General features: G+C 64.9%; 21 protein-coding genes and 1 tRNA gene. 7 read left to right on the forward strand and 15 right to left on the reverse strand.

All coding sequences use genetic code 11. The features are described 5' to 3' along the window. Nucleotides 1–58: 58 nt before the first annotated feature. The 6 genes from IE158_RS00290 to IE158_RS00315 all read right to left on the reverse strand — a co-directional run bounded on the left by IE158_RS00290 (nucleotide 59) and on the right by IE158_RS00315 (nucleotide 6,681). Nucleotides 59–622, reverse strand: coding sequence for a UbiX family flavin prenyltransferase (locus IE158_RS00290; protein ID WP_189641664.1), 564 nt, complete (start codon nucleotides 620–622; stop codon nucleotides 59–61). Next, a complete protein-coding gene (locus IE158_RS00295) occupies nucleotides 619–2,139 on the reverse strand; it encodes a carboxypeptidase M32 (protein ID WP_189641665.1) in 1,521 nt (506 codons plus the stop codon). Before IE158_RS00295 ends, IE158_RS00290 begins: the two co-directional genes overlap by 4 nt. An 81-nt stretch (nucleotides 2,140–2,220) precedes the next feature. Beyond that, nucleotides 2,221–3,177 carry a dioxygenase family protein gene (locus IE158_RS00300; protein WP_189641666.1) on the reverse strand — a complete coding sequence of 319 codons (957 nt, stop codon included), beginning with the start codon at nucleotides 3,175–3,177 and terminating at the stop codon, nucleotides 2,221–2,223. 198 nt (nucleotides 3,178–3,375) lie between these two features. Further along, complete coding sequence (locus tag IE158_RS00305; RefSeq protein ID WP_189641667.1) at nucleotides 3,376–4,356, reverse strand: acetyl-CoA carboxylase carboxyltransferase subunit alpha; 981 nt, start codon at nucleotides 4,354–4,356, stop codon at nucleotides 3,376–3,378. After that, entirely contained in the window at nucleotides 4,353–5,219 is an 867-nt protein-coding gene (gene accD, locus IE158_RS00310) for an acetyl-CoA carboxylase, carboxyltransferase subunit beta (protein ID WP_189641668.1), read from the reverse strand. Before accD ends, IE158_RS00305 begins: the two co-directional genes overlap by 4 nt. Before the next feature lie 151 nt (nucleotides 5,220–5,370). Next, on the reverse strand, nucleotides 5,371–6,681 hold the full coding sequence (locus IE158_RS00315) for a thymidine phosphorylase (protein ID WP_189641669.1): 1,311 nt from the start codon (nucleotides 6,679–6,681) through the stop codon (nucleotides 5,371–5,373). Nucleotides 6,682–6,714: 33 nt separating this feature from the next. Here IE158_RS00315 and IE158_RS00320 point away from each other — a divergent pair, with 33 nt between their 5' ends. Beyond that, nucleotides 6,715–7,293: a GNAT family N-acetyltransferase gene (locus IE158_RS00320; RefSeq protein ID WP_189641670.1), complete on the forward strand. Its 579-nt coding sequence runs from the start codon at nucleotides 6,715–6,717 to the stop codon at nucleotides 7,291–7,293. Nucleotides 7,294–7,416: 123 nt separating this feature from the next. Continuing rightward, the gene (locus IE158_RS00325) at nucleotides 7,417–7,815 is read left to right on the forward strand and encodes an acyl-CoA thioesterase (RefSeq protein WP_189641784.1); all 399 of its coding nucleotides are present in this window, start codon (nucleotides 7,417–7,419) and stop codon (nucleotides 7,813–7,815) included. Between the two features lie 21 nt (nucleotides 7,816–7,836). Here IE158_RS00325 and IE158_RS00330 read toward each other — a convergent pair whose 3' ends face one another. Next, on the reverse strand, nucleotides 7,837–8,118 hold the full coding sequence (locus IE158_RS00330) for a DUF427 domain-containing protein (RefSeq protein WP_189641671.1): 282 nt from the start codon (nucleotides 8,116–8,118) through the stop codon (nucleotides 7,837–7,839). A gap of 118 nt (nucleotides 8,119–8,236) precedes the next feature. After that, nucleotides 8,237–9,625 carry a hypothetical protein gene (locus tag IE158_RS00335; RefSeq protein WP_189641672.1) on the reverse strand — a complete coding sequence of 463 codons (1,389 nt, stop codon included), beginning with the start codon at nucleotides 9,623–9,625 and terminating at the stop codon, nucleotides 8,237–8,239. A gap of 342 nt (nucleotides 9,626–9,967) precedes the next feature. Here IE158_RS00335 and IE158_RS00340 point away from each other — a divergent pair, with 342 nt between their 5' ends. Both IE158_RS00340 and IE158_RS00345 read left to right on the forward strand, forming a co-directional pair. Next, the gene (locus tag IE158_RS00340) at nucleotides 9,968–10,456 is read left to right on the forward strand and encodes an acyl-CoA thioesterase (RefSeq protein WP_189641673.1); all 489 of its coding nucleotides are present in this window, start codon (nucleotides 9,968–9,970) and stop codon (nucleotides 10,454–10,456) included. Further along, nucleotides 10,453–10,728 carry a hypothetical protein gene (locus tag IE158_RS00345; RefSeq protein WP_189641674.1) on the forward strand — a complete coding sequence of 92 codons (276 nt, stop codon included), beginning with the start codon at nucleotides 10,453–10,455 and terminating at the stop codon, nucleotides 10,726–10,728. Before IE158_RS00340 ends, IE158_RS00345 begins: the two co-directional genes overlap by 4 nt. Before the next feature lie 77 nt (nucleotides 10,729–10,805). Here the strand turns inward: IE158_RS00345 and IE158_RS00350 are convergent, their stop codons facing one another. Together IE158_RS00350 and IE158_RS00355 are read right to left on the reverse strand one after the other, a co-directional pair. Then, on the reverse strand, nucleotides 10,806–12,053 hold the full coding sequence (locus IE158_RS00350; protein WP_189641675.1) for an aminopeptidase: 1,248 nt from the start codon (nucleotides 12,051–12,053) through the stop codon (nucleotides 10,806–10,808). Nucleotides 12,054–12,136: 83 nt separating this feature from the next. Further along, entirely contained in the window at nucleotides 12,137–12,598 is a 462-nt protein-coding gene (locus IE158_RS00355; RefSeq protein WP_189641676.1) for a hypothetical protein, read from the reverse strand. A 145-nt stretch (nucleotides 12,599–12,743) separates the two neighbouring features. Here IE158_RS00355 and IE158_RS00360 point away from each other — a divergent pair. Then, a tRNA-Pro gene (locus IE158_RS00360) sits at nucleotides 12,744–12,820 on the forward strand. A gap of 201 nt (nucleotides 12,821–13,021) precedes the next feature. Here the strand turns inward: IE158_RS00360 and IE158_RS00365 are convergent. From IE158_RS00365 to IE158_RS00375, 3 genes are all read right to left on the reverse strand, one after another. Further along, on the reverse strand, nucleotides 13,022–13,774 hold the full coding sequence (locus tag IE158_RS00365) for an excalibur calcium-binding domain-containing protein (RefSeq protein ID WP_189641677.1): 753 nt from the start codon (nucleotides 13,772–13,774) through the stop codon (nucleotides 13,022–13,024). A 95-nt stretch (nucleotides 13,775–13,869) separates the two neighbouring features. Beyond that, nucleotides 13,870–14,211, reverse strand: a complete 342-nt coding sequence (locus IE158_RS00370; protein WP_189641678.1) for an RNHCP domain-containing protein — start codon at nucleotides 14,209–14,211, stop codon at nucleotides 13,870–13,872. After that, a complete protein-coding gene (locus tag IE158_RS00375) occupies nucleotides 14,208–14,666 on the reverse strand; it encodes a hypothetical protein (protein ID WP_229838797.1) in 459 nt (152 codons plus the stop codon). Before IE158_RS00375 ends, IE158_RS00370 begins: the two co-directional genes overlap by 4 nt. Before the next feature lie 126 nt (nucleotides 14,667–14,792). Here IE158_RS00375 and IE158_RS00380 point away from each other — a divergent pair, with 126 nt between their 5' ends. Further along, the gene (locus IE158_RS00380; RefSeq protein WP_189641679.1) at nucleotides 14,793–15,482 is read left to right on the forward strand and encodes an MOSC domain-containing protein; all 690 of its coding nucleotides are present in this window, start codon (nucleotides 14,793–14,795) and stop codon (nucleotides 15,480–15,482) included. 14 nt (nucleotides 15,483–15,496) lie between these two features. Then, on the forward strand, nucleotides 15,497–16,006 hold the full coding sequence (locus IE158_RS00385; protein WP_189641680.1) for a glycosyl-4,4'-diaponeurosporenoate acyltransferase CrtO family protein: 510 nt from the start codon (nucleotides 15,497–15,499) through the stop codon (nucleotides 16,004–16,006). Nucleotides 16,007–16,009: 3 nt separating this feature from the next. On the opposite strand, the gene IE158_RS00390 is transcribed toward IE158_RS00385, so the two are convergent. Together IE158_RS00390 and bamA are read right to left on the reverse strand one after the other, a co-directional pair. Continuing rightward, a complete protein-coding gene (locus IE158_RS00390; protein WP_189641681.1) occupies nucleotides 16,010–17,581 on the reverse strand; it encodes an Rqc2 family fibronectin-binding protein in 1,572 nt (523 codons plus the stop codon). Between the two features lie 204 nt (nucleotides 17,582–17,785). Then, entirely contained in the window at nucleotides 17,786–20,518 is a 2,733-nt protein-coding gene (bamA, locus tag IE158_RS00395; RefSeq protein WP_189641682.1) for an outer membrane protein assembly factor BamA, read from the reverse strand. Nucleotides 20,519–20,550: the final 32 nt, after the last annotated feature.

Raw genomic sequence — 20,550 nt, forward strand, 5'->3', positions numbered from 1 at the left:
TTCTCGCGGGTCAAAAAGGCCGTAAAAGCCAACGTAGACGTACATCTCACAAGTTATCTCAGCCACCCTCCCCCCAGCGCCTAAATCCGCCCGCCTCCAGTCCGAACTGGTCCAGCACCCGCACCGTCACGAAATGCAGCAACTCATCCACGCTGCGGGGCGCGTGGTAAAAGCCCGGGCTGGCGCTCATCACGGTGGCCCCCGCATCATGGGCGGCCAGCATGTTCACCAGCATCGGCCTCGGCACCGGGTCTTCGCGCAGCACGAGGACCAGCCGCCGCCGCTCCTTGAGGGTCACGTGGGCGGCGCGGCTGACCAGGTTGTCGGCCATGCCGTGCGCCACCTTTGCCAGGGTGCCCGCGCTGCACGGCACAATCAGCATGCCGTCCGTGCGAAATGACCCAGAGGCGATGCTCGCGCCAAGGTCGCGGTCCTCGTGAATGACGGAGGCGAGCGTCGTCAGCTCGTCCAGCCGCACCCCGCCTTCTGCCGTCATCACCCGCTTGGCTCCGCTGGTCACGACAAGGTGGGTTTCCACGTCCAGCCCATGCAGAGAACGCAGAATATCCAGCGCGTAGGGAATGCCGCTGCCCCCACTGACGCCGATGACCAGACGTTTCACAGGTTCAGGCCGTACAGTTCGCCGTACTTGCTGCGCAGATAAGCCAGATAATCGTCAGCGGCCAGGGGCGCCCCAGTGGCTCGCTCTATCAAGGCCTCGGGGGTATAGAGGCGACCATGCTGGTAGATGTGCTCGCGCAGCCAGGTGTGCAGCGGGCCGAACTCACGGCGGGCAATCTGGGCATCCAGCTCCGGTAGAGCACGGCGGGCCGCCGCATAAATCTGCCCGCTCATGATGTTGCCCAGCGTGTAGCCCTGAAAGGCTCCGGCCACCGGCCCAAAGAACCAGTGAACGTCTTGCAAGACGCCGTCTTGGTGGCCCGGGGCTTCCAGGCCCAGATTATCCCGGTAGGCGGCCTGCCAGGCGTCGGCCAGGTCGCGCACGGCCAGCCGTCCGGCCAGCAGCTCACGCTCCAGATTGAACCGCAAAATGACATGCAGGTTGTAGGTCAGCTCATCGGCATCGGTGCGAATGAGGCTGCGGCGCACCACGTTGCTGGCGCGGTACAGTTCGTCGTCACTCACGCCGGCAAGCTGCCCCGGAAAGGTGGCCCGGAATTCGGCCCCGTACGCGGCCCAGAACTCGCGGCTGCGGCCCACCAGGTTTTCCCACAGGCGCGACTGGCTCTCGTGGACGCCGCTGCTCACGCCACCGCCCAGCGGTGTGCCCAGATACTCGGCGGCAATGCCCTGCTCGTACATGGCGTGGCCGGACTCGTGCAGAGTGGAATACAGCGCGTCGGTAGGGTCGTCCAGACGCACCCGCGTGGTGATGCGAATGTCCTGGTCGCCCAGGCGGGTCATGAAAGGGTGGTGGGTCAGGTCCTGGCGGCCCGCCGTGAAGTCGTAGCCGTAGTCACGGATGACCCGCTCCCCGAACGCCAGTTGCTCGGCCTGACCGTAGCGATTCGCTCCACCGATAAAGTCAGTCCGCGGCTCCGACGCCTCAGTCACAGCCTGCACCAGCGGCACCAGCTCGCGTTGCAGGTCCGCGAACACGCCTGCGATCACCTCGGCGCTCATCCCCTCGTCCGATTGGCCGATGTAGTAGTCGTGCGGGTCAGCGTACTGCGGAAAATGACTGGCCGCCTGGAGGGTCAGGTCCAGCGACTTTTCCAGCAGCGGCACCATGCCGTCCCAGTCGCCCCCAGGGCGGGCAGCAGCCCAGGCGGTGTAGGTGCGGCCCCAATGTTCGGACATCTCCCCCACCAGCGCAGCGGGCAAGCGGGTGTTCTCCTCAAAGTCCTTGCGGGCCAGCTCCAGCATCCGGGCCTGGGCCGGGTCCAGGTCGGTGCGGCCCTGCAGCGCGTCCAGGGTGCGGCCATAGTCCGCGTCGGTGGCGTGGGCGTGGGTCAGCCGGGCCAGCAGGGCCATCTGACGGCTGCGGCCCTCAGCGGCTGCGGGCGGCTGATAGGTGCTCTGGTCCCAGCCCAGCAGCGAGTCAATGCCCCGCAGGTCGCTCAGCTCGCGGTAGTGGCGCAGGAACTCCTGCCAGCTCTGTTCGGTTGTCAGGGTCATGGGGCCAATATACGCGGCAGTGATACGGCGCTGTATTCAGGACACAGCGCCATTTAGGACAGGGTGCCGCCAAGAACGGCGCTAGTTCTTCAGTCCTACCATCAGGCTGGCCTGGTAGCCGCCCTGTACGCTGCCCACCATGACCGGAGTCTGGGCTTTGACCCCATCTCTGAACACCATGTCGCTGCTCAGGCTCAGGCTATTCAGGTTGCGAACACTGCCGCTGTAGCGGCTATCCGCGTATACGGCGCGGCACTCGGCTTCGGGCAAGGCAAGTTGCGACACCAGAAGCACATTCTGATCCACATTGCCCTTCACGGCGGCGGCCAGATTCGCGTAAACCTCAAAGTGGATATGCGGCCAGCGGCCAGCGTAACAGCCGGGGAAAATGGTCTGGAAGGTCACTTCGCCGTTGGCGTCCGTAACCTGGGCACCACGCAGATAATCTTCCTGCACAATGTTCTGGCTGTAGAGCGAATATTCACCGCCCGGCGTACAGGCCCAGATGTACACCACATATCCAGCCAGTGGGGTGCAGTTCGTGTCCACATCCACCAAGCGCATGGTCAGAGTCAGGGGCACGCCAGAGACACGGTTGCCCGTACCCAAGCTGCGGGTCAGGTCACGCCGCACAATCCCAGAATCGTCCAGGATGTTGAGGGTCTGCCCCGACGCGCCCGACCCATCGGCAGGGTATGGGCCCTGGGTTTCGGTAGGCAAGGTGGAACACTCACCGTTCGCGCTCTGCACAGTGGCGGCGTCTCCCTGACCGCCAGGACCACCGCCGGGACCACCCGGGGGCATGCCGCCAGGAGGCAGAGGTGGGCGGCCACCGCCCGCAAGGGCAGGTCCACCCAGCAGCGCACCGCCAGTCAGCGCGGCCACGCCCAGCGCCCCCAGCCCCAGCAAGCGGCGGCGGTCCATCACAGTGCGGGTCATCATGCCTGCGTCAGCGTTCATGCCCAGATGGGTAAAGTCATCGGGCGCATGGCTGTGGTCATCGTGTTCGGCGGGAAAAGGGTTCAGGGGCTCAGTCATAGGGTCTTCCTCCTCATAGGCCACCGTAGCGGCAAAGTATTTAGAAGCTGTTTAGGGCCTTTGCCGAGGCGGCATCGGCTTGCCTGTGAAGCAGGACAAGTGTGGAGCGGCCCGGACTTGCAAAGCCGCAACGCAAAAGAAGCAGACTGCCCGCAGGCAGCCTGTCCCCTTCAGAAATGGTGGCGCAGACACGCCGAATCAGCGTTCCTCGAACACACCCATCGCCCGGAAGCGTTCGGCGCGGCCTGCCAGCAGCTCCTCGGCGCGCAGGCTGCTCAGCTCACGCAGATGGCGGCTGACCGCCTCGCCCAGCGCCTGCGCAGCTGCGTCTTTGTCCAGGTGTGCGCCGCCTGCGGGCTCAGGAATCACCTCTTCTACGATGCCCAGCTCCAGCAGGTCGGGGGCCGTGAGCTTGAGGGCTTCGGCGGCGGCGGGGGCCTGAGCGGCATCTTTCCAGATGATGCTGGCGCAGGCTTCAGGCGAAATCACCGAATACCAGGCATTTTCCATGATCAGCACGCGGTTGCCCACGCCAATCGCCAGCGCACCCCCGCTGCCGCCCTCACTCAGCACGGCGCACACCGCTGGCACCTTCAGGCGGCTCATGCGCTGGATACTTTCGGCAATCGCCCAGCCCTGCCCGCGCTCCTCGGCTTCGATGCCAGGGTACGCGCCGGGCGTGTCAATCAGCGCCACCACCGGCAGCCCGAACTTGTCGGCCAGGTCCATCAGGCGCATCGCCTTGCGGTAGCCTTCGGGGTTGCTCATCCCAAAGCGGCGCTTGATTTTGGTCTTGGTGTCGCGGCCCTTTTGCTGGAGCAGCAGCATCACCGGGATGCCCTGCCACACAGCGGGCCCACCCAGCAGCGCGGGGTCGTCGCCATACAGCCGGTCCCCGTGCAGCTGCGTAAAGTCCTCGGTCAACCGCTCCACGTAGTCCAGTGCCGTCGGGCGTTCAGGGTGGCGGGCCAATCCCACCCGCTCCCAGCGCTCACCGCCAGCCTTCTCTGGGGCCTGGCGGCCAGTTTGCCTGTCATCTTCGGCGCGGCGCAACTTGGCGACTTCCTCACGCAGCGGGGCCAGGGCCGTTTCCAAGTTCTGCCCAGTCTTGCGGGCGGTCTGTTCCAGGTCGCGGACCTTGTGTTCCAGGTCACGCAGCAGGTCACTCATACCGCTCATTGCTCGCCTCCCTGCTGCCGGGCAGACGGTTTCAGCAGCCGCAGCAACCGCGCCAGGTACGCCCGCTGCTCACGGCGGTCCACCACATCGTCCAGCATGCCGTGTTCCAGCAGGAATTCAGAGCGCTGGAACCCTTCGGGCAGGCTCTGGCGAATGGTCTGCTGAATTACGCGCGGCCCCGCAAACCCAATCAGGGCCCCCGGCTCGGCAATGATGACATCGGCAATGGTGGCGAAGCTGGCGGTCACGCCGCCGGTGGTGGGGTCGCTCAGCACGCTGATATAGGGCAGTCCCTTGGCATGCAACCCCTCAAGCGCCACGGTGGTTTTGGCCATCTGCATCAGTGAGAGCGCACTTTCCTGCATCCGTGCCCCCCCACTGGCCGCCACCAGCACCAGCGGCAGGTCAGCGGCAGCCGCAGCTTCGGCGGCGCGGGCAATTTCCTCGCCCACCACGCTGCCCATGCTGCCCCCACTGAACGCAAAATCCATCGCGGCCACCATCACTGGCACGCCTTCAATCTGGCCGCGTCCGGTCAGGATGGCTTCGGGGCGGCCCGTCTTGGCCTGGGCACGCTCCAGCCGCTCCGGGTAAGTTTCGGTATCTACAAAATCCAGCGGGTCACTGGGAAAGACCCGGCCCGACAGCTGCTCGAAGCTGCCGGGGTCCAGCAGCACGTCCATGCGCTGCTGGGCGTCCAGCCGCAGGTGATGCCCGCACTTGGGGCAGACCCAGCTGTTCGCGTCCAGGTCTTTGTTGTAGATGGTTTCCTTGCAGGCCGGACACTTGGTCCAGAGGTCGGGCAGGTCATTGCCGGCCTGCTGCTTGGGCCGACTCCTGCGGAAAAAATGCTCAAGCGCCATGGATGTTCGCTCCTCCTCGGGGATGATTGGGGGCCATTTTACGCGCTGGCACGGCAGTTGGGTTGAACTGGGTTCAGAGATTGCAGGGGGACAGGCCGCAAGTGGCGGGCAAGGCTTTGCTCAGTGTGCCCGCCTACGCAGGGCCAGAGCCCTACTGCACCCGGTCCAGAATCAGCGGCTTCACATCGGGCGGTGTGTTGCTCAGCTCAATGCCCCCTTGCAGCAGCTCCTGCGCCCGCTCCAGGCCCCGGCCATCCCGGTGGTACAGACGGTAAATCACGTCGCCCTCCACCACCCGTTCACCGGGCTTGCGGACCGTTTCCACACCCACGCCCACATCCACCGGGTCACCTTTGCGCTCGCGGCCACCGCCCAGGGCCAGCACGGCGCGGCCCACGCTCAGGGCGTCCAGGCCGGCAATGTAGCCGCCCGCAGAGGCCGTGATTTCGGCACGGCCAGGAGCCACGTCCAGGCCCGCAGGATGGCGGACCAGGCTACCGTCGCCGCCCTGCGCCGTCACGAAGGCTTCCAGCTTGGCCAGGGCGCTGCCGTCGTGCAGCGTGGCTTCGGCCCGCTCACGCGCGCGCGCCGGGTCGGTTTCCTGACCGGCGGCCAGCAACACCTCAGCGGCCAGGGTCACGCACAGCTCCTGCAGGTCGGCGGGGCCAGTGCCGTTCAGGGTGGCAATCGCCTCCTGCACTTCCAGGCTGTTGCCCGCCATATGGCCCAGCGGCGTGTCCATGTCGGTCAGCACGGCGCGTACATTGCGGCCCGCACGGTTGCCGATGTCCACCATCGCTCGGGCCAGGTTGCGGGAGTCGTCCAGGGTTTTCATAAAGGCCCCGGCTCCCGATTTCACGTCCAGCACGATGGTCTGGGCACCCGAAGCGAGTTTTTTGGACATGATGGACGAAGCGATGAGGGGCAGCGACTCTACGGTGGCTGTCACATCACGTAGGGCATAGAGCATGCCGTCGGCGGGGGCCAGGTCTTTGCTCTGCCCCACCAGGCTCAGGCCAATCTCGCGGGCCTGGGCAATAAATCGGTCCTCGGGCAGTTCGGGATTCCAGCCAGGAAAGCTCTCCAGCTTGTCAATGGTGCCGCCGGTGTGCGCCAGGCCACGCCCACTCATCTTGGCCACCGTTAGCCCCAGCGCCGCCAGCATTGGCGTCAGGATCAGGCTGGTCTTGTCACCTACGCCGCCAGTGGAGTGCTTGTCCACAGTGTTGTGCAGGCTGCTCAGGTCCAACTGCTCGCCGCTTTCGGCCATCACCAGGGTCAGGTCAGCCGTTTCCTGAGGGGCCATGCCATTCAGAAACACCGCCATCAGCCAGGCACTCACCTGATAGTCGGGCACTTCGCCGCGGGTGTAACCGCCGATCAGCTGCTCCAGCTCGGCGCGGGTATGCTCACCGCCAGCGCGTTTCTTGGCGATCAGATCAGGAATGCTCTGGTTGGTCATGACCCCAGTGTACGGCGGGCTTATGCTGGACACATGCCTCTGACGTTTCGTCCCGCTGCCCCCGAGGACGCGGCTTTTGCCGGGCCACTGATTCAGGAAGCCATCGGCGACATCGGCTGGGAGCTGACCGGCACCGACAATGACGCGGCAGCCGCGCAGGCCATTACGGAGCTGTTTGCCCAGCCGGGTCACCGGATGTCCTATGACGTGTGCCTGCTGGCCGCAGATCAGGCGAGCGGTCAGCCGCTGGGACTGGCGCTTAGCTACCCCGGCGAGCAGTCGCAGGCGCTCGATGAACCGCTGCGCCGCCGGCTGCGTGAGGGCGGGCACCCGGCAGACTTTCCCAGCGAGGGTAGCCCCGGCGAGCTGTATCTGGACACCCTGGCTGTTGCTGGTGCGGCGCGGGGCCGGGGCGTAGGTGGGGGGCTGCTGGCTGCACTGACAGACCGCGCGCATGCCCTGGGCCTGACCCAGATCGGGCTGCTGGTCGCAGAAGACAACCCCGCCGCCCGGCTCTATGCCCGCAGCGGCTACCGACCTGTGGGCGAGCGCACCCTGGCGGGCCACCGCTACTTCCACCTCCAGCGGCAAGTGTCAGCAGCGCCGGAGTAGTCCGCACGTTATGCTGCCCACAGCATGAGCCAACACGCCGACCCTGCCCCCAGCAACGCCCACGAGAACACAGACCCCCAGGCCGTCCCCACCAAAGCCCCAGCTCCACGCAGCCGCGCGCGAATGCTGGAGCTGGTCTTTCCCAAGGACACGAACTATCACGGCACGGCTTTTGGCGGCTTTCTGCTCTCGCTGATGGACAAAGCGGCCTCGGTGGCCGCAGTGCGGCATGCAGGCGGCGCAGTGGTCACCGCCCGCATGGACGGGGTGGATTTCCGCATGCCCCTGCGGGTGGGCGACGCCGTGGCGCTGGACGCCCGCGTGGTCAAGGTTGGCCGCACGTCCATGACCATTCAGGTGGATGTGTACCGCGAACACATGGCGAGCGGCGAGCAGGAGCTGGCCACCACCGGCACTTTTGTCTTTGTGGCGGTCTACGAAAATGGCAAGCCCCGCCCGGTTCCTGCCCTACCCGACATCGGCAACGACGAAGCCTGGGGCAGCGCGGCTGGTCGTCCCTGACCCCCCAGTGACCACCATCTCCTACTCGGTGACCTGCACACCCTTCCAGAATGCCACCCGCCCGCGAATCTGGGCCGCCGCTTCTTTGGGCTCGGGATAGAACCAAGCCGCGTCACGGTTTTCTTGGTCGCCCACCCGGACGGTGTAGTAGCTCGCCTCCCCTTTCCAGGGGCAGGTGCTGCGCGTCTGTGAGGGGACAAAGTATTCGCGCCGCAGACTCGCCGCCGGAAAGTAATGGTTGCCTTCAACCACCACCGTGTCGGACGATTCTGCCAGGACCGCACCTTGCCAGAGGGCTTTCATACCCCAGACTAGCGCGCCTGTGCTGGTCAGAGCCACCCAGGGCCATCTGCAACAGCCGTTCCACAGCACAGCCCCACCGGCATACAGCATCCGGTGGGGCCGTCCAAGTATGTGAGACTTAGCGCTCGTTCAGCTGATAGTCCAGCGGCAGCAAGAAAGCGCCCGCAGGGCCAGTTTCGGCGTCACCAGCAGCGCGGGGAGGCTGAGCAGGCTTGCCCAGGCCGGTCTTGGTGGTGCCTACGGCGTACAGATAGTCACCGCCAAAAGCCACCGGGCCCGTGATGGTGCCCCGGTCCACAGCGGGGCTGGGCTGCGCATCCAGCAGGTAGATGCTGGTCAGCGCCTCGGCGAAGGTGCCCGACAGGACAGCGTTCCCGTTGTTGACGACGATGCGGCCCGTGTTATCGGTGGTGACATAGCGCAGGTTGGGCAGCTGCTGATAGCGCTCGTTCGGGGTGCCCTTGGCCCAGTCGCGGCGCCAGCCTTCCAGCGGCACACGGTAGTGCTCCAACATGGTGCCGTCATTCTGCACGCGGGTCAGCTGGGAGGAAGCCGCCAGGCTGTCCGGCTGGCTGCCACCAGCGGACAGCAGCAGGACCACGTCGGTGGTGTTGGCGCTGATGTCTTCCAAGCGCACTGGCTGGTAGGTGTCCCACACGCGGCTCCACGTCACCTGACCGCCTTTGATCTGCTGCACGTTGATGCGGGAATAGCAGCCCTCAGAGACACAGCCATTGCTGGGAAAAGCCATCGCCACGTACTGGGTGCCGTCGGAAGCGGCGGAGAATTCCTTATGCACACGCGAGGCGTCAAAGCCCTTCAGATCGGTAGGGAAAGGCACGGCCACGGTGGTGGTGGTCAGTTCGCCGCCCTGATGGTTCAGGGTCACAACATCGGCGCGGCCTGCCGAGTTCGGGGTGGCCGCCAGCAGCGCCACGCCCTGGCCTGAGCGCTCCAGCTGATAGAAGCCGTCACGGTTCACCGCAGAGCCATTGGGCAGGGTCACGCTGCTGGCGCTCACCTCGTTCATTTCCGAACCAAAGACACTCACTTCCACAGTGCCGCTGCCCTGCTGGACGTGCCAGACCTGCTTGCTGGCGTCCTCCACCACGGCCAGGCCGGTGGCAGCTCCACTGCCACTGCCCTGGGCCACCGGCAGCGCGGTGCCGTCCGCTTTGAATCCACGTACCGAGGTGGTTACGGCGCTGCCCTGGGCCGCTCCCGTACTGACAAAAGCTTGCCCCGCGCTGCTCACACCCAGTTGGGCCACACCCTCCGCTTCAGCGGCACCGCCAAAGACCCGTGGGCCAGTCCAGCCCGGCACCGTGGCAGCGGCCTTCAGTCCAGCAGGACGGGGGGCCGCAATCGCCAGCTCCTTCTCAGCGGGCAACGTCACAGTGACATCTGGCACACGCTTCTCGGCTCCAGCCGTAGGAACAGCCGTCTGCGGCGCACCGCAACCAAACAGCAACAACGACAACCCGAGTAAGGAAATGGAACGTTTCATCATCAACCTCCAAGAAAGAAACTTCAGCGCAGTGCTGTAGACAACGTCATCGGAGGATGACCCCTCTTCGTGTGTATTGGCCCATCCCCCTAACTCTTACAGTAGTCCAACAATTAAGGATGGTCTTTCATGGAAGCCTCACGGTCTCCTGGCCTGCGGCTGACACGGGCCTGGGCCGCTTCATTCCATAGCGTCTTTGACACCAAGGTGCTGCCCTTGGTGTCAAGCGAAGCGGCCAGAGTACGTAGAGCAGGGCGGAGAATGACGTGACGTAGGTGGCTTTTTCCCACGTTGAGCGGACTGGCGCGGCTGCGCAGCACAGCACTGCTTTAGACTGACATCATGTCAGCCCCCACCAAACCGGCCCGCCAACACTCCCTTGCCACCCTGGACTGGAGCCACGCCCACCGCGCCGAAATCCAGATGCGTTACGGCGATACCGACGCGATGGGTCACCTCAACAACGCCACCTATGTCAGCTACCTGGAAACTTCGCGGGTGCAGATGCTGGCCGAAATGGGAATTCCGCTGGCAGACCTGCTGACTGTGGTGGCCCGCGTTGAGGTGGACTATGTGGCCGAAATCAAGCTGGGTCAGCAGGTCATGGTCGAGACTCTGGTCGAGAGCGTGGGCCGCTCCTCATATACCTTTGTCGTGCGGATACTGGCCGACGGCATTCCAAGTGCCTATGCCCGCACTGTGCAGGTCAATATCGGCCCTGACAAGCGCCCCACCCCTCTTCCGGCTGACCGCCGCGCCTGGATGCAGCGGTTTGCCCTAGTACCCAGCGACGTAGTACCCAGCGACCTAGTGTCCGGCGACACCGCATGACTGCCGCGCCATACGGCGACGTGGTTGAGCGCCTGGGCCACCGCTGGCGGCGCGTGGACACCCTGCCCCGGCTGCTGGCTGAAGGCTGGCGGCGTGACCTTGCAGATGGCGGCGTGATCAGCGCCCTGCTGACTCCGGCGGGGTGGTCGGTGGCGGCCCCGGTGTACGAGATCATCGCAGGCACGTATCTGGGCGATGTGGGCCTGTATGTGCCCGAAGTGCAGTACGCCGAGGCGCTGGCGGTGCTGGGCATCGAAGACGACTTGAGCTGAAGAGAACTGAGAAGAAGAGAACTGAGAAAAAGGGGCCGCAGAACACCCACCTCTGCGGCCCCTTACCTTTTGAGCGGTCAGATCACGAATTCACCGGCCCGCATCACCGGCTCGCGCTGTCCGTCGGCGGTAATACCGTCCACATCCATCGTCGCGCTTCCGATCATCCAGTCCACATGCACGATGGAATCGTTGCCCCCGTGCGCGGCGAACTCCTCATCGCTCATGGTGCCGCCGCCCTCCACATTGAAACGGTACGCTGCCCCCAGCGCGATATGCGAGGCCGCATTCTCGTCATACAGGGTGTGAAAGAAGAACAGGCCCGACTGACTGATGGGGCTGGAATGCGGGACCAGGGCCACTTCGCCCAGGCGAGCTGCGCCTTCGTCAGTGGCAATCAGCTCTTTGAGGGTTTCCCCGCCCTGCTGCGCCGTCATCTCTACAACCTGGCCGCCCTCGAAGCGCATGCGAATGCCGTCAATCAGCACGCCGCTGTAGCTGAGTGGCTTGGTGCTCACCACCACGCCGTCCACCTTGTCGCGGTGCGGCGCGGTCCACACTTCTTCGGTCGGAATGTTGGGCACAAAGCGTCCGCCTTCCGGCGCGGCACTGGTACTGGCCCCACCGCCCCAGACATGGTCATCGGCCAGACCCACGGTCAGGTCGGTGCCGCCCTCGCTGTCTTTGAAGTGCAGCGCAGCGTAGCCCTTGGCGGTGAGGTAATCACGGCGGGTCTTGAGGGCAGCGAGGTGGTCTTCCCAAGCCTGGATGGGGTCGGGCTGGTCCGCACGGGTGGCCGCAAAGATAGCGTCCCAGTGGCGGTCCACTGCTTCTTCGGCTGTCGCCTCCGGGAAAATCAGTGCGGACCAGGCAGGCAGCGGCGCGGTAATCAGGTTCCAGTTCACGGCGTTGGTCATCACCTTGCGGCTATAGGCCTTGCGGTAAGTGCCGTAGGCCCGCGCCTGCTGCGACACCCGGCCCGCATCCACCCCGCTCAGCAGGCCAGGGTCAGCCGAGCGAATCGCCAGCACGGCGCCGCCTTCTTCCACCGTTTCCAGCTCGGCATCTACCCGCCAGCGACTGATCTGATCAAAAGAACCGTCCGGAGCCTGCTCGTAACGCAGCAGATTGATAGCGTCATCGTCCCAGCGCACATCCACGAAGCTGGCGCCCGCTTCGTAGGCGGCTTCGGCGAGGGCGCGGGCCAGCGGCGCTGTCTCGATGGGCGACTCAATCAGCAGGCGCTGGCCGGGGCGCAGTCCTACGCCGGTCTGCACGGCCAGCTGGGCGTACTTCTTCAGTTTCTCGTCAAAATGTTGAACCATAGGTCTACGATACTGCTCCGCTCCCCATCCCAGGCGCGGGTTTGGTCAAGGCAGCTCAGTGCACGCTGCTCAGCAAATGCAGCTCAGTGAACCACGTTGATTTTTTCAAACAGCTTCTTGGTGCTGCCGTTGCTGAAGGTAAACGTCCCAATCACATTGATGGCGGTGTATTGCCGGTCAGCGCGGGCGCGCACGTTGAGCGGGAGGCCGATGAAATAGTGATACGTCCCCACCTCGACGTAAGCGTCGCTGCGGCCATGCGGGGTCCAGACATCTTTGCCCGGCAGCGTGAGCTTCTGCGGGCGGCCACCCTGGGTCCATTCCAGCTCATAGGAAAACACCGCTTTGACCGGGAGCGCGCCGTTGGGGGTCACATTGACCTTGATGATGCATATCTGCTGATAGCCCGCGACCACATAGTTGTTCCCGGCGTCCTGCACGCCGCAGCCTTCCAGATACCATTGGTTAAACTTGGGCGCAGTTTGGGCCTGAGCGCAGGGCAGACAAGCGGCCAGCGCCGCAACCAGCAAAGCAGATTTGTTCATAGGTCTTCTCCTTGGGGCCCAGAGTGCCAAAGTGGGCCACCCCATGTTAGAACCGGGGCGCACGCCCAAGCCGCTCATTTGCCGCCCACAGCTGGCCTGCTTGACCCCCTCTGCTGGGACGTGTATATTTCTCGGTGCTGAACGTCGAGGCGTAGCGCAGCCTGGTAGCGCACTACCTTGGGGTGGTAGGGGTCGTGAGTTCAAATCTCGCCGCCTCGACCAGCATAGAACTCCCTTCCGGAAACGGCGGGGAGTTTTCTTTTGGCTGGACTCTGCCCCCAGCCTGGGACGGCCCGGCAGGTCAGGCGCATCAGCAACAAGCCCCGCCAATAGAAGCGGGGCTGTGCTGAGGGGCGCTGGAGATCAAGGGGGATTCAGAAGGTAGCAGCTGAGACACTCGCTCAGATGGTCTACCGCAACCCTTTAGTCGCAGGCCACACCGTCACCATTGTCATCGAGTTCAGAGCGGTAAGCTGGGCTGCTGCTCGGAATATTGCTGTAGCCTCCGGCTGCCGCCGCCTGGCAATTGGGAAAATAAATTTCCTCAATCACCGTGGGCGCAGGTGAAGTGCCCGACTGGGCATTTTCCTCGTAGTACTCGGTGGGGTCAGCAATCACCTCGCCTGAAGGTGCGGGAGTAGCCGGGCTGGGGGCAGGTTCAGCCGCAGTCGCTGGCGCGGCTGGCTTGGGCTGTGCCGACTGGGCCTGTGCTGGCTGGGTCTGTGCTGGCTGGGTCTGCGCTGGCGTGGATTGTGCTGGCTTGGGCGGCGCTGGGCTGGCCGGAGCCGGGGTCGCTGGGGTAGTCGCCGGTTCCGCTGGGGCCAGCTCAGCCGCAGCAGGTTGCGTCTGAGCTGGGGCAGGTTCGGCAGCGCTGGCACTCGGCGTAGACGGTTCTGCTGTGCTGGCCGCAGGAGTGGCCGAAGCGGCACTGGTCTCACTGCTGGCCGGAGCAGCGGGCTCTGACGGGGCAGGCGCACCACTGGGTGCAGAAGTCGTCGCCGGCTCAGAAGTGGCGCTGGACGAAGCTGTTTCGGTGGTCACTGTCTGCTGGGTGACGGTGCGGGTGGTGCTTTTCTCCTCGGTGTCGGTGCAGCCGACCAAAGCAGCCGCCAGCAGCAATGAGGCCAGCAGCGGGCGCGGGGAGTAGGCAGTGCGGGGCAGAAATCTCTCAGTCATGGCTCACCTCAGCTGAGGGCGCACTCAGGGCGTCCCTACATTATTCCTTTGTTTAACTTTTCCTACAGTGAGAAGCGTGCAGCTTTGCCGGAGCGCTACAGCCGGGGCCACTGGCTGAGGTCCACGATGAGGTCCCAGTTGTCGGGCTGCTCCGGGTCGTCCAGAGCGGCGCGGTTGCGGCCCACGTACCGACATTTCTGGCAGCGGTGGACAATCATCCAGCCCTTTTTGCCACTGTTTTCGACGGCCACCGGCTCCATCACCCCCCGGCACTCGCAGGCGCGGTCACCGGGAAAGATGTCTACATGCAGCGAGTGCAGGCAGTGCGGACAGTGGTTGCGGACCGAGCCATTTTGCAGCGGCAAGATGGCCGCGCCGCAGTGGGCGCAGTCAAACGCATTGTTGGTGCCCTGTACGGTAAAGCGGCGGCCTGTCATCGGCGGCCCCCGCGCAGGGCGGCGGTGCGGGCGGCCCAGCGCGTTTCCAGAAAGGAGCGCACTGGACCCGCCGCCACCAGCAGCAGCCCAATCGCCAAGAAACCCAGTCCACCCAGGCTGACCAACAGCCCCTGCACCAGCGTGCGGCCTGCAAACAGACCTGCCATGAACACCAGCATCCCCGTGAGCATCGCCAGTGCCACAGTAATGCGCCAAGACCATACACTGCCGCGCCAGACATTCCACATCAGAATGCCTGTGGCGACGAGATACAGGAGTTGCTGCACGGCTCCTTCGGTGTGTCCCTGTAGGAGAGCGGCCACCGTCGGCACCGCGACCAGCGCAGGCAAGGCCCACAACAAGGCCAGCAGCCAGACCCGGCCCTGTGCCAGCTCGGCTGAGTCCTTAGCTGGGTCCATATCCGCCAGGTTGGGTGGAGAAGGAAGGTCAGTCACGCTCTGTATTTCAGCACAGCGGCAGCGGGACAACAGGGACCCAGGGCATGACGGCGCCCGGCAAGCCGCAGCATCTGAGCCGTGACCGGTTGAATGACCGGCAACCTACCCTGCTAGCCTGACAGCATGAGCGCACCTCTCCCCTTCGCTGTGCTGGCCCTCTACGCGGGCGAACCTGGTCAGATTCTGGTCGGACAAAAACTGACCCGCAGCGGAATCGCCAAGCAGCCGAAAGAGTCGCTGACCATCAGTGCTGCCGGGGCCGAGGGCGACCACGTCGCCAACAAGAAATACCACGGTGGCCCCGACCAGGCGCTGTACCTGTACACCCAGGCCGACGCCGAAGCCTGGGCCGCGCTGGGCCTGCAAGCCGGGCTGGAGCGTGCTTACTTCGGGGAAAATGTGCGCCTGAGTGGTCCCAGCAGCGCCGATGTGCGGCCCGGTGACCGCTTCCAGCTGGGCGAGGTGCTGCTGGAAGCCACCGCCCCCCGCCTGCCCTGTGCGCTGGCGGCGGCGTATCTGGCGGGCGATTATCCCGGCTCTTTTGTTAAGGACATGTACGCTCTGGGCCTGCCGGGGATCTATGCCCGTGTCATTCAGGGCGGCACCCTGCGGCCCGGCGACGTGGGCGAGTGGCAGCCCACGGCCCAGACCGGAACACCAACCCTGAGCGAACTGATGAAGTTGCACAAATCCCGCAAGCCAGACCCCGCGGTGATCAGGCGGGCGCTGGCAGCACCTGTATCGGTCCGGCTACGAGAGGAGTTGGACGAGAAACTGTCCAAGGCCCTGCGCCATGCGCCCCCGTCACCCTGATGAAAAGTTTGGCCTTGAGCGTCGCTGCGGTGGCCCTGGCCGCCCTGGGCAGCCAGCTTCTGCCCCCAGGACCGGCGCCCGCCGCTGCCTTTGCATGGCTTGTCCACTGGTCCCTGATGGCAGCAGCAGAGTTCGCGCTGCCTGGGCGTCTGCCTGACGCTGCCGGGCCACTCAGGTTTACGGTTTCGGGTCATCACGGCGCACTGTACCGACGGCTGGGAGTTGGGCATTTTGGCCGCTTGTTGGAACGAACCGGCTGGAACACCCTGGTCCGCAGTGCCAGGGGCTACGGCGGCGGGCGTGGAGGGCTGCCACAGCTGGCCGAGCAGACCTGGCGCTCTGAGCTGGGACATGTCTGGGCCCTGCTCACTGCACTGGCCCTCAGCGCGGTTCTTCTGTGCCTGCACATGCCTGAAACTGCCCTCTGGCTGGTGGCCTTGGCCGCGCCGCTCCACCTTTACCCAGCCCTCTTGCAGCGCCATATCCGTGCCCGCATTCAGCGGCTCAATGTCCAGCGTGCCTAGCCTTCAGTTTTCCGGCAGGTCGCCGTCCACAAAGACGGTCTTCTGGCCGGTGTAGTTTACCTTGCCCGCCGCCGCGCCCTTGGGCCGCCAGACGTGCTTTATGCGGGTGTAGTCCACCGGCACATTAGAACTGCCCCGCGCTTTGGAATGGGCTGCCGCCAGCTGCGCGGCATAGAGGATATCGGGCGGCGACAGCTCGCGGCCTGCGCTCCCGGTGCGGACCAGCACATGGCTGCCCGCGTAGCCCTGCGCGTGAAACCAGTAGTCCATGCTCCGTCCGATGCGGTGGGTCAAGGTGGCATTCTCCTTGTTGTTGCGGCCTACGAGCGCGGTCAGGCCGCTGGGCAGGGTAAAGCGCAGGCCATAAGGTACTTTTTCGGGCTTCTCGCTGACCAACTGCGCGGCCAGGGCTTCCAGCTCACTGAGACTGGCTGTTTCCAGGGCCTGCACACGGGCGTGGGCCTCAGCGTACTCGGCACGGAGGCGCGGCTCCCGCTCGGCCAACCGCTCATACACGTCCTCACGGCGGCGGGCGCGGGCGTAGCGCTTCTCGGCGTTCTGGACAGCGCTGAGCAGCGGGTCAAGCGCGATGGTCACTTCGCCCTCACCAGTCAGGTCCGGTAGGGACACCTCGGCGCTGCCGTCCGGCACCTGATGACTGTAGGCCATCAGAATGTCAGCCTCGGTGCGCTCCTGGGCGGCCAGCTCAATGCCTTCCTCAGCGCGGGTCACATCGCTCAGCTGATTGGTCAGCAGGGACAGGCGCTTGTCAAGCGGCCCCACCAGCTCTTTGCGGAGCTGCGCCGCCTTTTCGGTGCGGGCAGCTTCACGGGCCCCGTCGGTCATTACCCCTTCAGACACGCTGGGGTCGTCCACCAGCGACGCCAGGGCCGACAGCGCCTGCGGCAACCTCTCTGGCCCTGGGGCTTCTGTAAACCCGGCGCGGCGGCCCAGCTCAGCGCTCAGCAGCGGCCCCAGACCGTCCACCTGCTCACGCCAGCGGGCGAGTGGCAGCGCCGCCAAGCCCTGCACCTGTGCCTCTTCAGCGCTCAGGCTGCGTGGGTCCAGCTTCTCGTACGGGGGCGGCGGCGTGTACTGTCCGCCAGAGCGCGTGGTGCGGAAGCGGTTGCGCGAGGGGGTAATTTCACGGGCAGCATGCAGAATGCGCCCCCCAAAGCCTTCTCCCTGCTCCAGAATCAGCAGGTTGGCGTTGCGGCCAGTCACCTCGAACAGCAGCCGGGCGGGCGGCACGCTGACAAAGCCTTCCTCGCCGCCAAAGTGCAGCTGAAACACGCGGTCCAGCTTCAGCTGCTCGGCGCGGAGCAGGTCGCCCCGAACCTTGTGGGCCATCATCTGCTGAAAGGGATTGTTCGGCTCGCCGCGCAGCCGCTCACGCGAAAAGTACACCACCGGCTGCGGCGGGCGGTAGCTGAGTACCAGGTTGCCGGTGCCAGCTGGCATGCCTTCCAGCAATAGGGCGGCTGTGGTTTCGTCAGGGAACACCCAGCCCAGCGCCCGCGCCGGCAGGCCCCCAGCCAGGTCGCGCAGCACGCGGGAGAGCATCAAACCTTCCATAAGGGCACATTGTAGGGCAGGGAAACGGCAACAGGCTGGAGAAAGCAACTCCAAAAGAACATGACCCAGGTCGCCCCGGGTCACTACTCGCGTTGCTCATCACTCGCCTGACGGCCCCCGCCTGATTACCAGAAGCCTACAGGCAGGGCGGGCATGGCTCAGGGACGGCCCCTCGCCGTTACTCGCTCTGCTCGGTAGAGACGGTTACCAGAAGTTCCCCAAGCGGAAGTAGAACTGGCCGTTGCTGGTCTGGGGGTTGTAACCGTAGTCAAAACGCAGGGGAGGCAGTTGGAAGCCGCCCAGGCCCAGATCAAGCTGGACGCCTGCACCCACGCCGTAGTTCAGGCTGAAGGGGTCATTGTCGTCCCAGGTGTCGCCAGCGTCTGCAAACAGCACACCGTACACGCCACGGGCCGGGCCGAGGTTGATATTCAGATCGCGGCGGTACTCAGCGGACGTGGTGAAGTAGTTGGCCCCGAACAGCGAACCGTTTTCGACGCCGCGCAGCTGGCGCGAGAAGGCCGTGCTGCCGCCTCCACCCACGCGGAAGCCTGTGCCCTGCGGGGTGTTGCCGATGGTGGTCCCGGCGTTGGCACGCACGGCCAGCACCTGCTGGGCAGTTTCCTCACCGGTGGTCTTGAGAATGGTGTCGCCGAAGCTGAAGTACGTGCGGGCCCCCGACTCCACCTCGAACCAGTTCACGCGGTCCTCGCCCACAGTGCCGAAGTTGTAGGCCCCGTTCAGGTCAGCGCGCCAGCCTTCACTGGGGAAGGCGAACGAGTTGGCACTGTCATAGTTCACGCGGCCCGTCAGGCTGGTGGTCAGGCTCTTTTGGGGCAGCAAGGCGGCAGACTGAGCATCGGTCAGGGCGCAGGGGCGGCGCAGTTGCTCAATCAGAGCCGTATTGCCCGTCTTGGCCTCCACCGGACTGTTGTTGCAGTCAATCCAGTACTGGGTATCGCCCTGCACGCGGTAAGGGACACGCACGTCGCTGTCACGGATCTTGCCTTCCAGGAAGTAGGTCTTCTGGGTCACACCTACTCCCACACCCGCCGACAGCTGATCGGTCAGGCGGCGGCTGAGGTCCACGCCAAAGGAGTTGTTGCGGACAGTAAAGTCGCGGCCAGTGTCCTGCTCAATCTCGCCACTGCCGTTGGGATCGTCACGCGTTTGGAAGATGGCCTGGTTGGCCCCCACATTGCTGCCAATAGAGGCACTCAAGCTGGTGCGGTTCTCACGGAAGTCCAGGAAATCCAGGTCCAACCAGGGAATGGTGTAGCTGGCCGAGCCAAACCAGTTCTGGCCAGCGTCGTTCTGCTGGGCACCCAGGCTGACCGCTCCGTTGTGGCCCAGACCGAACACGTTGGGGTTGCTGTAGCCCACTTCGCCGTTCCAGCCGCCTTGCAGACTGTCATAGCCCAGCGACAGTTGCAGCGGAATGCCAGTGTCGGCTTCGGCCACGGTGAGCACGTAGGTAATGGCTTCGGGGTTCTGGGGGTCCACCCGCGTTTCCTGACTGACCAGCTGCACGTAGCCCAGGCGGCTGATGTTCGCGAGGCTTTCGCGCAACTTCTGGGCGTTGAACAGGCCACCGGGCTTGGGCAGTTCGCGCAGAATCACGCGGTCCTCGGTGCGGTGCTCGCCTTGCCAGTTCAGCTCGTAGCCTGCCACCGTCACCTCGCGGATGTTCAGGGCCAGCACACCGTTCTCGAACTGCACGGCGTCACGGGTGCTGATTTCGTATCCCTGGGCGCGGTACAGGTCACGCAGGCGCACGAAGTTCTCCTGGGCCAGTTGAGGGCTGAACACGTCGCCTTCTTTGATGGTCAGAGCGGCGCGCAGCTGGGCTTCAGGAATCAGGGTGTTGCCGCGAATCTCGATGCGCTGAATGGGCGCAGTCACCACGTTGGCGCTGCCGAAGTACACCGCCACCTGGTTCAGATTCTGGGGGTTGGCCTGGAGCGCAAAGCCCACTGGCTTGCCGGTCCGGTTAGACAGGGTACGCACGTCAGCCTGGAGGTCCTCAGCGCGGACCGGCTGGCCGGTGCGGGTACGCAGCGACTGCAGCACCGCCGGGTCTACCGTGCCCAGGTTGGTGGTGTCCAGCGCAGCCACGCGGCCTTCGACCACCTGAATGGTCAGCAGGCCACTGTCCAGGGTGGTCTTGGCAACTTCTACGCCAGCGTGCAGGTAGCCCGCTTCTTCGTAGAGGGCCTGCACCTGCGACACGGCGCGGTAGTAGACCTCAGGGGTGAACTTGCCCGCCTGCTGCAAGGGGCGGAAGATGTTCTCCACGCGGCTGCGCTCCAGCAGCGACACGCCCTGAATCCGCACAGCGCGGACTGGGGCCGTCTCGTCCACCAAGAAGCGAACGGTGACGGTGCCGTCATTGGCAGGCGTGGTCTGCACGTTCACGGTGGGCACAAAGGGATAGCCCTCCGAGCGGTAGTTGTCCAGCAAGGCATTCTTGGCCTGCTCCAAGCGGGCCGTGTTCAGCGCAGCGCCAGGAGCGATATTCAGCAGGTCAGCGATGCTCTTCTTGAAAGCGTCCGCCGACAGAAAGGTCAGTCCCGTAGCTTCCACAGTGCCGATGGTGGCATTGGGCACCACGTCGATAACCAGCACGCTGCGGCCCGAGCGCTGCTCAATGCGGGGCGTGGCCGCCGAGAAGTAGCCGGAGTTCAGCACGCTCTGGCGCACCTGGTCCAGATTCACGCTGGCCACTGGCGCGCCAGGCTGTACGTTCAGCGTGGCCCGCACGAAGTTGGCGAGCAGCTCGGTGGTGCCGTTGACCACCACTTCCGAGACGGTGCCAGCGGGTTGCGCGGCGCTGGGCTGAGCAGCGGGAGCAGGAGCACGCACGGGCGCAGCCGTCTGGGCCAGGGCCGGAGCGGCAGCGCTCAGGGCCAGGGTCAACATCAGCGTTTGGGTTTGCATATGTCGAACAGTCTGCCACACCCCATCAAGAA

Source organism: Deinococcus piscis, from assembly GCF_014653275.1.
Lineage (GTDB): Bacteria > Deinococcota > Deinococci > Deinococcales > Deinococcaceae > Deinococcus > Deinococcus piscis.